We start from the raw sequence: 10,586 nt of genomic DNA, 5'->3' as shown, positions 1-10,586 counted from the left end.
GACGACCGCGAGGCCACCGTGGGCGCGCTGGAACAATTGCGCGCCGACATCCAGGCGATGGACCCGAAGATCATCGAGCTCCGATCCCCACTTCGTAGCGGACGCCGTCGGAATCGACGACGGTGAGCACGCCCCCGGCGAAGGCCTCGAGCGTGCCGGCGAGAGTGCGGCGCCCTCCCACCTCGGCGGTGGTGACGAGCCTTATCCTCTTGCCCACGGCCCGTCGAAAATCCTTCTCTTTTCTGAGCGGTCTGCTGAGACCGGGAGACGAGACCTCGAGATCGTAGCTCATCTCTATGGGGTCTTCCACGTCGAGGAGCACGCCGGCCTCGCGGCTCACGGCGCTTAGGTCGTCGATGGTCACGCCGCCGGGCTTGTCCACGTAGAGACAGAGCCTTGCGCGACCGCGGCCCACTCCGTACTCGACGTCGACGAGCTCAAGCCCCATCGACTCGAGAAGGGGGGTCACGACGGCCTCGACCCTCTCCTCCACCGTCTGCACGGAACCCTTCTCTCCGCCCATGCCGCCCTGCTCCCCGCCCTCCTGCTCCACGCCCTGATGACCGCCCCCTCAAGCCCATGGCCCCCTGCCCGCCGTCGCGCTGGTCGCGCCCGATGAGGCGGTCCCGATGAGGCGGTTGAGAGGGCGACAGCGCCCCTTCCCCACGAAGAGACGCCCCCGGTTGAAGAGACCCCCACTCAAAGAGGTGCCCCGGGACGAAACTTCGCCGTAAATAAAAAAGTGGGCTTAATGCCCACTTGTCAAGCAGAACCTCTATCCAGTAAATTTAACACACTCACAGGGGGATTGCAAGTGGTATTTTACGTGTTACGCGAGCTTGCGCCCAGGCGCGAGCTCGCCCCGCCCGCGCCCCTCGACGCGGCGGAGTGGCGGGAGCGGGAGGGCGTACTCAAGGGGAGATGTAGAGACTTCACCTCTGCTTTAAGGACATCAACTTTCGGGTTGCTAAGCCCCTGGACGGGGTATATACTACGTGCATGATAGACACAAAGGACATACTGTCCAGGCTCCGGGAGCTCAGAAAGGACAAGTCCATAAAGCAGGAGTATCTGGCCCGCCAGCTCGGCATCGACCGCACCACATACGTAAGGAAGGAGAAGGGACACATACCCATCACGACCGAGGAGTGGCTCATACTGGCCGAGGCGATGGACCAGGACCTCGCCTACTTCTTCACGCGGAACGGCAAGGGAGAGGGAACGTTCAAGACGGAACGGCTCATAGGCGAGATCTACAGGCGGATGAGCGAGGACGAGAGGAGCGAGCTCATAGGGTTCGTAAGACTCATCCTGAAGGTCATGGAGCGCCGCGAGGTGCGCGAGATAATAACGGAGATCCTCAAGTCCTGAGGGGGCTTCGGCCGGGTCCGCTCGCCACCGCCGCCGGACCGGCCGAAAGTGCCCGAAACGCACACGGAGCGCTCCGCTCCGCGACGGCGGCGTAACTTCTGGTGTAAAGCCCGGCGCTCGCCGATGGAGGCGGCCGCCCCCACGGGCCGCTAAAGACTCCTTGCGCAGGGGCCGCCGGGGCCGAGGCGCATCCCCCGCCGGCCGAGCGGGCTTCAACGCCCCGGGGCGGCCCCCGCCCTATGAGGTGCGATCAGCGGCTCTCCCGCCCGCCGCCCCTTCGTCTCCGGCGAACCACCTGTAGACCGAGGGGAGGACCAGCAGCGTCAGAAGCGTCGAGGTGACGAGCCCCCCTATGACGACCGTAGCCAGCGGGCGCTGCACCTCGGCCCCGGCGCTCGTGGCGAGCGCCATGGGCACGAAGCCGAAGGAGGCCACAAGGGCCGTCATGAGCACGGGCCGGAGCCTCGCCATGGCCCCCATGGCGGCGGCGTCGAAGGCCGAGGCGCCGCTCTTCCGCTTCTGCACGATGTAGGAGACGAGCACCACGCCGTTTAGCACGGCCACGCCGAAGAGCGCGATGAAGCCCACGCCCGCCGATATGGAGAAGGGGTAGCCCCGGAGCAGGAGGGCGAAGACGCCGCCCGTTACGGCCATGGGCACGTTCAGGTATATGAGCGCCGCAAGGCGCGCCGAGTTGAAGGTGCTGTAGAGGAGAACGAAGATGAGCAGCAGCGCCACGGGAACGAGCAGCGCAAGCATCCGCGACGCCTCCTGCAGGTTCTCGAACTGCCCTCCCCAGTCCATGTACCAGCCGGGAGGCAGGGTGAACTCCCTGTCGAGCCGATCCTGGGCCTCGGCCACGAAGGAGCCGAGGTCGCGGCCCCGCACGTTGGTCTCCACCGTGATGCGGCGGCTTATGTTCTCGCGGCTTATCTGGGCCGGCCCTTCCTCTATCTCGATAGACGCGAGCTGGGAGAGCGGGATGAGCCGCGGCGAGTCGCCGGCGCCGACGGGCGCCTCGATCTTGAGGTCCCCTATCCTGTCGAGCCCGCGGCGCACCGACTCGTCGAAGCGCACCTGGAGCGTAAAGCGCTTCTGGCCTTCCACTATGACGCCGGCCTCCTTGCCGCCTATCGCCTGTATGACGTCGAGGATGTCCTCGGCGTTTATGCCGTAGCGGGCTATGGCCTGGCGGTCTATGCGCACCCGCATGGTCGGAAGCCCTATGACCTGCTCGGCCTTGGTGTCGGCCGCGCCGGGCACCTCCCTTACGATGCGCACCACCTCGTCGGCCTTCTTCTTCATGAGCTCGAGGTCGTCGCCGTAGATCTTTATGGCCACGTCGCTGCGCACGCCGGAGATGAGCTCGGCAACACGCAGCTCGATGGGCTGGGAGTAGCTGAATATGGCGCCCGGCACCCGCTCCTTGAGGACCTCGTCCATGGCCTCGATGAGCGCCTCCTTCGACTCGTAGCGCCACTGCTCCCTGGGATTGAGCATTATGTAGGTGTCGCTTATCTCCACGCCCATGGGGTCGGTCGCTATCTCGGCCCGGCCCGTGCGCGACACTATGGTGTCTATCTCCACGGCGAACTCTTCCTTGAGGACCCGCTCGGCCAGGGTGCTTATCTCGTTGGACTTCTCGAGAGAGACGCTGGGCAGCCGCCATATCTGAAGCGCTATGGCCCCCTCGTCGAGCTCGGGGATGAACTCCGTGCCCATGAACGGCGTAAACGAGATGCTCGCCGCGAATACCGAGAGGGCGACGCCGAAGGTCACGGCCGGCCTGCCCATGACCCTCTTTATGACCGGCCTGTAGACCCTCTTCGCCAGCGAGAAGAGGAGCGGCTCCTTCTCCTTGATATTGACAAGGAACAGAGAGGCGAGCACGGGCATGAGCGTCATGGCGCACACGAGCGAGCCGGCGAGGGCGAATACCACGGTCAGGGCCATGGGCTTGAACATCTTGCCCTCCACGCCGGTGAGGGCCAGTATGGGCAGATAGACGATTATGATTATGCCCACGGCGAAGACGACGGGACGGGCCACTTCCCTGCAGGCGGCCCTCACCTTCTCGATGTGGGGCCTTTTGTCGTCGCGGTGCTCGGAGAGGTAGCGCACCACGTTCTCGATCATGACGACCGAGCCGTCGACGATGAGCCCGAAGTCTATGGCGCCCAGGCTCATGAGGTTGCCGCTCAGGCCCGCAAGCCTCATGGCCGAGAAGGCCACGAGCATGGAGAGCGGTATGGCCGAGGCCACGATGAGGCCGCCCTTGACGTTTCCGAGAAAGAGCAGCAGTATGACTATGACCAGTATGCCGCCCTCGATGAGGTTCTTGGCCACGGTCTTTATGGTCTTGTGGACGAGCTCGGTCCTGTCGTAGTAGGTGTCGATGGTCACGCCCTCGGGCAGCGACTTCTTTATCTTCTCGATCTTCTGTTTCACCTCGTCGACGACGACGCGGGAGTTGGCGCCCATGAGCATCATGACGATGCCGACGACGGCCTCTCCGCGGCCGTCGCGGGTCACGGCGCCCTGGCGGATCATGGGGGCGAACTCCACGCGGCCCAGGTCCTTTATGTAGATGGGCGTGCCCGTGTGCTCGTCGGTGGTGACGATGATGTCGCCCAGGTCCTCGAGCGTCTCGATGAGCCCCTCGCCTCGGATGAGGTACTGCTCGCCGTGGTGGGCGATGTAGCCGCCTCCCACGTTGCGGTTGTTGGACTCCAGGGCGTCGAGTATCTCCTTTACCGAGATGCCGTAGGCCGTGAGCCTGCCGGGGTCGAGTGTGACCTGGTAGGTCTTGAGCTCGCCGCCGAAGGAGTTGACCTCTACGATGCCGGGGACGCTTCGCAGCTGGTAGTTGACGTACCAGTCGAGGATGGTGCGAAGCTCCATGGGCGTGTAGCCCTCGCCGCGCACCTCGAACTGGTATATCTCGCCGAGGCCCGTTGAGATCGGCCCCATGGCCGGTTCGCCGTAGCCCTCTGGTATCTCTTCCCTCGCCTCCACGAGCCTCTCGCCCACGAGCTGGCGGGCCCAGTATATGTCGGTGCCCTCCTCGAAGACGATGGTGACGACCGAGAGCCCGAACTTGGAGACCGACCGTATCTCCTCGACGGCCGGGAGTCCGCTCATGGCCGTCTCTACGGGGAAGGTTATGAAGCGCTCCACCTCCTCGGGCGGCAGGCCCGGCGAGTTGGTGAGGACCTGGACCTGTATGTTGGTCACGTCGGGCACGGCGTCGATGGGCAGTCTCGTGAGCGAATTCACGCCGGCGGCGGCGACGAGAAGCCAGACGATGATTACGATGAGCCTGTTGTTGAGCGAGAAATCTACGATCCTTGACATCTTCGGTAAGCTCCTCCGGTAGGGGCGGCCCGGTCAGTGGCTGTGGCCGCCCCCCATCTCTTCCTTGCCCGCCTCGGCCTTGAGTATGAAGAGATCGCCCGTGGCGACCCGCTCACCCTCCCTCACGGGACCGCTTATGAGGGCGAAGTCGGCCGACTTGCGAAGCACCTCCACCGCCACCTCCTCGAATTCGTCTTCACCCTTCACACGGAATACGACGTATCCCGCCTCGCTTCGCTGGAGCGCGTCGACGGGAACGAGAAGACCCGTATCCTTGCGGCCTGTGTTGCCGGAAAAGAGCGTTACGCTTCCGAACATGCCGGCGCGCAGCCTCCCGTCCCTGTTGGGCAGTACGACCCTGGCCTGCACGGTCCTCGTATCGGGCGCGAGCTCGCTGCCGATATAATCGATGACCCCCTCCATCGTCTCGCCGGGATAGGCGTCGAGGCGGACGAGCGCCTTCTGGCCCTTGTGCAGGAAGCGCAGGTCCCGCTCGTAGACGCTTGCCATGACCCACATGCGCGAGGTGTCGGCTATCTTGAAGAGCGTGCTCTCGCGGCCCACCCGCTCGCCGCGGCTTACGTGGCGCTCCACTATGACGCCGTTTACGGGGCTGTAGAGGCCGGTGCGCGAAATCTCGCTGTGGAGCTCGGCCCCCTCCTTCCTGAGCGTGTCGGTCTCCTTTTTCGTAAGTCCCAGGATGTGGAGGGTGCGCTCGGAGTTGAGTATCTCGTTCTTCGCTATCTCGAACTCGTTCTTCGCCTTGAGGAAGTCTATCTCGAGGTTGAAGCCTATCTCCTCGTAGGTGGAGTAGAAGTCGGCCCGCGCCGTCTCGTAGGCGCTCTCGGCGGCCAGGTAGTCGGCCTCGCTGCTTATCTTCTTCTCGAAGAGCTTCTTTTCGCGCCGGAAGTTGCGCTCGTTTACGTGCATGACCGTGTACTTGGTGAGCAGCAGGTTCTTGTTCTCGCCGGAGGGGAGGCGGCGCGCCCGCTCGAGCGCCTCCCTGGGCGCGGGCCTTTCGTCGAGCACGGCGAGCAGCTTCTTCGTGTTCTCGTAGATCGTCCTCGCGCGCTCGAAGTCCACCTCGGCCAGGGCCATGCGGTTGAGGTCGGTGAGGAACTCCATCCTCGCCCTGCCCATCTCCGGCGAGTCGAGCGTGACGAGGAGCTCCCCTTCCTTCACCCTGTCTCCCAGCGACTTCTCCACGGCGAGCACTATGCCGTCGACCCGCGGCGTTACGTGTATGAGGTTGTCGGCGTCCCACTGGACCTCGGCCGGCAGCTTTATGAGCGTGGTGAGCGAGCCGCGCCTTACGACCGCCTCGCCGAGTTCCACGGCCGTTCGCTTTGTGGGGTCGAGGCGGACGACCCCTTCTTCGTGGCCTCCGTGGCCTCCGCCGCCGTGGTCGTGGGCCTCCTCGCCGTGATCATGGGCATCCCCGCCGTGATCGTGGGCATCCTCCTCGTAGCCGCCGTAGGGGGCGTAGGATTGCTCCCCGCCGTGGTCGTGGCCGTCGGGCCCCTCGTCGTCGTGAGTAACCATGACGTCGGGGCTGTCGATGCCTTCGTGCCCGTGGGGAGCCTTCCCGCCGTGCAGATGGTCCTCCCGCACCAGCCCCAGCCACGGCAGCTCCACCATGCCCATGGCCCATAGAAAGAGCGCCGCCGCAACCACGGCCAGCACCGTCAACGCCGCAACAAGCCTTTTGCCTCCCATGACAGACACCTCTTCCTTTCCCGCTGGATTTCTTCGACGCGACCCTTTCGTAGAGGGGGCGCGGTCCGCCCCGGTCACCTCAACAGCCGCAGGCCGTTGAGTATGACGGCGAGGCCGCCGATCTCGTTTGCCAGAAGTCCCGGCACGAGCCCGATGGAGCCGGTGAGCGCCATGGGCACGAGCACGGCTATGACGGCGAGGGAGACGGCGATGTTCTCCTTCATCACCCGCAGTGTCTTCCTGCTCAGCTCCATCACCGCCGGTATCTTCGACAGGTCGTCGCTCATGAGCACGATGTCGCCCGTCTCTATGGCCACGTCCGTGCCGGCGGCGCCCATGGCGACGGCGAGGTCCGAGGCCACCATCGCCGGGGCGTCGTTCACGCCGTCGCCCACCATCGCCACCGTTGTGTAGCGCCGCCTGAGCTCCTTTACGGCCGCCGCCTTCTGCTCGGGCAGGAGGGCGGCCCTGTACTCGTCGATGCCGGCCTTCCTGGCCACGGCGGCGGCCACGGTCTCGTTGTCTCCCGTGAGCATGACCACGCCCCGCACGCCGAGGCGGCGAAGGCGCCGCACCGTCTCACGGGCCTCGGGCCTTATCTCGTCGCTCACGGCAATGACCGCCACCGCGTCGCCGTCCTCGAGAAGGACCATGACGGTCTTTCCCTCGCGCTCGAGCGCCGAGGCCGCCTCGGCGACGCGGCGCTTCTGCGAGGGGGCGAGCCCATCGCAGAGCGCCGGGCTGCCGACGGCGTATCTCCTGTCGCCGAGCCTCGCCCTTGCGCCCATGCCGGGCATGGCCTCGAAGTCGGCCGCCTCTTCGAGGGAGAGGCCCATCTCTTCGGCCTTCCTCACAACGGCGTCGGCCAGTATGTGCTCGGAGCGGTGCTCCACCGAGGCCGCGATCCGCACTATCTCCTCCACCGGCGTATCGCTAAGCGGCACCACGTCGGTCACCCGGGCCTCTCCCATGGTGAGCGAGCCCGTCTTGTCGAAGGCCACGGCCCTTACACGCCCCGCCGCCTCGATGTGGGCCCCTCCCTTTATGAGGACGCCCTTTCTCGCGCCGTTGGCTACGGCCGCGACGACGGCCACCGGTATGGAGAGCGCTATGCCGCAGGAGCAGGAGACAACGAGCACCACGAGCCCCCGGTAGAACCACTCGATCCACTGGCCCGTCACAAGGCCGGGCAGCACCATTACGGCCGAGGCGAGGGCGAACATGGAGGGCGTGTAGTATCGTCCGAAGGTCTCGCCGAAGCGCTGGTAGACGGATTTTCTCGTCTCGGCCTCCTCGACGTAGTGGATTATCCTGCCCAGCGTGGTGTCCCTGAACGGCGCGGTGACCTCCACGTCGAGCGAGCCCCGCTGGTTGACCGACCCGGCGAAGACCCTGTCGCCGGGCTTCTTGGCCACCGGTATTGACTCGCCCGTTATGGGGGCCTGGTCCACCGACGACGAGCCGGCGACGACGACTCCGTCTATGGGTATCCTCTCGCCGGGCCTTATGACGGCCGTCTCCCCCACCTTCACCTCGTCTATGGGGATACTGAGGAGCTTTCCGCCGCGCTTTATCCTCGCCTCCTTGGGGGCGAGCCCGATGAGCGCCCTCACGGCCGAGCGCACGCGGTCCGAGGCGTAGGCCTCGAGCACGTCGCCCAGCGAGTAGATGAGCACCAGAAGCGCCGCCTCCTCCCAGAGCCCGAGGCTCACGGCCCCGGCCGCACCGGCAACCATTAGGGTCCGTATGTTGGGGGTGAGGTTCTTGAGGGCCGCAAGGCCCATCCTGGCCGGGAAGTACCCGCCCACGACCACGGCCGCCGCGTAGAGGAAGGCCGCCATGGGATGGGGCATACCGGCGAGGTGCTCGAGGACGAGGGTGACGGCGATTATCGCGGCGCAGATGGAGAGGGTGAGGATCCTCGGCTCGCGCCACCAGGGACCGCTCCGGCCGCTCCCGTTCCTTCTTTCGAGTCTCACGCCAAGGCCCGTCTTCTCCAGGGCGGCGCTCATGCGCCGCACCGACAGGAGCGAAGGGTCGTAGACGACGCTCACACTCCCCGAGGCGGTGTTGACATGGAAGGAGTCCACCCCGTCGAGGGCCTCGAGGGCGGAGCGCACCAGTTTGGCCTCCTCCTCGCAGTCCATACCTTCTATGTAGAGGGTGACCTCCTCCATCTACTCCTCCTCGCCGGAGAGCCTTTCGATGTCTATTATGGCGAGCGAGAGGTCGAAGCGCGCCCTGCCGTAGTCGAGGAGGGTTTCGCGGTATACGCGCTGGGCGTCGAGGTAGTCGAGGATGCCGGAAGCCCCCTGGGCGTAGCTGAACTCGGCGATTCGCAGCGCCTGTCGCGCCTGTTCGAGCAGGCCCTCCTCGAAGACCTCGGTCTGCCCGAGGGCGATCTCGTAGTCCCTGAGGGCCTCGTCGAGGGCCACCGAGAGCTCCACTCTCGTCCTGTGGAGGTCGGCCTGGGCCTGCGCGAGCGCGGCCGAGGCCGAGGCTATCTCGCCGCTGTTCCTGTACCAGACTGGAAGGGGCACCGAGATACCGAGACCGACGGTCTTCTTGTCGATCTCCTTGTCATAGAAGCCCCTGACGGTGACATCGGGCATGACCGACTCCTGTTCGCGCCGCAGCTCGTTTCTGCTGAGCTCGACCTGCTTCTTGGCGGCGCGTATGAAGGGGTGGTCTTCGAAGGCCCTGGCGAGGATCTCTTCCTTGGAGTATCCGCCGACCGGGCTCCTGAACTCCCCTTTCACGGCGAAGCCCGCGGGCAGCGCGTTTCCGAGCAGGCCGTTGAGCCTCGCCGCGGCGATAAGGGCCTTCTTCTCGGCGCTCCGCAGCGCCTTTCCCGCCTTGAGCTTTTCCACCCGCGCCTTGACGAGCTCGAACTCCGGCGTCTCTCCGGCCTCGACCCTGGCCCGGACCGTGGCGAGCAGCTTTTCCACGGTCGTCAGGTTCTCGGCGGCGATCTCCACCTCCTTGTTCGCCAGCAGCAGCCTGTAGAAGGCGGCCTTCACCTCGTAGCGGAGCTCGATGAGGAAGCTCTCTTTCTCGATCTCCCTTCTCTCCAGGGCCGACCTGGCCGCCTTCTCCCTGTAGAGCCTCTTGCCGGGCCACTCTATGGGCTGGCCGATGCTTATGGAGAACTCGGCGGCCGACTCGTCGGTCTCGAGCGAGGTGCCCCGCGAGCCGCCCACCTCGACTTCCGGGTTCGGGTAGGCCCTGCTCGCCGTGACCTCTCCGCGGGCCGCGTCGAGATTGGCCCGGAAGACGGCGACGGAGGGGTTTTCCCTCATCGCCACCTCGATGATCTCATCGAGGGTGTAGACGGGGGAGTCCTCGCCGGCGAAGCCGTGGGAGACGGCCGCCAGCACGAGGAGCGCGGCAAGGGCCAGCGCGGGCATGGGAAATCTCGGCATATTCAAGGACAGGACCTCCTGGAAACGTTTTTTCGGATTTGTCTTCTGCAAGGACCCGGCAGAGAAGCGGGGGGCGGCCTGCCGCGGCGGCGGGCACGGGAGCCGGTCGTCTATCCTGCAGGGCCCGCGCGCGCCGGCAGGGGAGGGACTGCCGCCCTGCTCCCCGTGCGGCCCGTCGGGGTCGCGGATCAGAGAACGATTTTCGGAGGATGGAAGTAGGCTATGGTGACGTCGGTCGGCTGGGGAGGCGGTTGCATCGTCACGGGCGCTGCGGCCTTTACCGTGGAGGATACGGCAAGGGGCGGAGTCAGGGTGAAGCCGCCGTGGCACGGACAGGGACAGTAGTGGTTGTCGGCGTCGAGCGCCGAGCCGTCGACGATGTCATGGGAGGCGATGTGGCCGTCGCCGTGGTGGAGGACCGGGGGCGTGTCGAGACGCACCTCCGCCCGGCACGTGTAGCCCGAGAGCTGGAGCGCCAGGGCGGTGAAGAGCAGTATGGAGACGAGTCTTCTGAGGCCGTCAAAGAGCTTCATCATACCCCCGAATTTTTTCAGCGTACCACTTGGAAGGGCGGCTTGTCAAGGGTGCATGTGAGAGGGGGTAATGTCAAGCTTCATATTAATATTACTCTGGGGGAAACTTTCTGTAGAAAGTTTCCCCCAGACCCCCTTCAAAGACTTTTAATTCCCTGCGGATCACCCCGATTTTGCAAGCAAAATCGGG

General features: G+C 65.3%; 7 protein-coding genes. 1 reads left to right on the top strand and 6 read right to left on the bottom strand.

The genetic code is table 11. The features are described from left to right. Nucleotides 1–70: 70 nt before the first annotated feature. Nucleotides 71–553: a ribosome maturation factor RimP gene (locus tag ENJ37_07830; GenBank protein HHL40400.1), complete on the bottom strand. Its 483-nt coding sequence runs from the start codon at nucleotides 551–553 to the stop codon at nucleotides 71–73. A gap of 446 nt (nucleotides 554–999) precedes the next feature. Between ENJ37_07830 and ENJ37_07825 the strand changes: the two genes are divergently transcribed. Continuing rightward, nucleotides 1,000–1,371: an XRE family transcriptional regulator gene (locus ENJ37_07825; protein ID HHL40399.1), complete on the top strand. Its 372-nt coding sequence runs from the start codon at nucleotides 1,000–1,002 to the stop codon at nucleotides 1,369–1,371. A 237-nt stretch (nucleotides 1,372–1,608) separates the two neighbouring features. Here ENJ37_07825 and ENJ37_07820 read toward each other — a convergent pair whose 3' ends face one another. From ENJ37_07820 to ENJ37_07800, 5 genes are all read right to left on the bottom strand, one after another. Then, nucleotides 1,609–4,725 carry an efflux RND transporter permease subunit gene (locus tag ENJ37_07820; GenBank protein HHL40398.1) on the bottom strand — a complete coding sequence of 1,039 codons (3,117 nt, stop codon included), beginning with the start codon at nucleotides 4,723–4,725 and terminating at the stop codon, nucleotides 1,609–1,611. 33 nt (nucleotides 4,726–4,758) lie between these two features. Further along, on the bottom strand, nucleotides 4,759–6,441 hold the full coding sequence (locus ENJ37_07815) for an efflux RND transporter periplasmic adaptor subunit (protein ID HHL40397.1): 1,683 nt from the start codon (nucleotides 6,439–6,441) through the stop codon (nucleotides 4,759–4,761). Between the two features lie 74 nt (nucleotides 6,442–6,515). After that, nucleotides 6,516–8,618: a cation-translocating P-type ATPase gene (locus ENJ37_07810; protein ID HHL40396.1), complete on the bottom strand. Its 2,103-nt coding sequence runs from the start codon at nucleotides 8,616–8,618 to the stop codon at nucleotides 6,516–6,518. Further along, a complete protein-coding gene (locus ENJ37_07805; GenBank protein HHL40395.1) occupies nucleotides 8,619–9,863 on the bottom strand; it encodes a TolC family protein in 1,245 nt (414 codons plus the stop codon). It lies immediately after the preceding gene. Between the two features lie 188 nt (nucleotides 9,864–10,051). Further along, the gene (locus tag ENJ37_07800; GenBank protein ID HHL40394.1) at nucleotides 10,052–10,399 is read right to left on the bottom strand and encodes a hypothetical protein; all 348 of its coding nucleotides are present in this window, start codon (nucleotides 10,397–10,399) and stop codon (nucleotides 10,052–10,054) included. Between the last annotated feature and the right edge of the window lie 187 nt (nucleotides 10,400–10,586).

Source organism: Deltaproteobacteria bacterium, assembly GCA_011375175.1.
GTDB lineage: Bacteria > Desulfobacterota > GWC2-55-46 > GWC2-55-46 > DRME01 > DRME01.
This window is presented reverse-complemented; position numbering and strand designations above follow the sequence as displayed.

What these genes read in the sequence shown, in the direction of transcription:
- ENJ37_07825 (HHL40399.1), top strand. Translation starts at nt 1,000, where the DNA reads ATGATAGACACAAAGGACATACTGTCCAGGCTCCGGGAGCTCAGAAAG.
- ENJ37_07820 (HHL40398.1), bottom strand. Translation starts at nt 4,725, where the DNA reads ATGTCAAGGATCGTAGATTTCTCGCTCAACAACAGGCTCATCGTAATC.
- ENJ37_07815 (HHL40397.1), bottom strand. Translation starts at nt 6,441, where the DNA reads ATGGGAGGCAAAAGGCTTGTTGCGGCGTTGACGGTGCTGGCCGTGGTT.
- ENJ37_07810 (HHL40396.1), bottom strand. Translation starts at nt 8,618, where the DNA reads ATGGAGGAGGTCACCCTCTACATAGAAGGTATGGACTGCGAGGAGGAG.
- ENJ37_07805 (HHL40395.1), bottom strand. Translation starts at nt 9,863, where the DNA reads ATGCCGAGATTTCCCATGCCCGCGCTGGCCCTTGCCGCGCTCCTCGTG.
- ENJ37_07800 (HHL40394.1), bottom strand. Translation starts at nt 10,399, where the DNA reads ATGATGAAGCTCTTTGACGGCCTCAGAAGACTCGTCTCCATACTGCTC.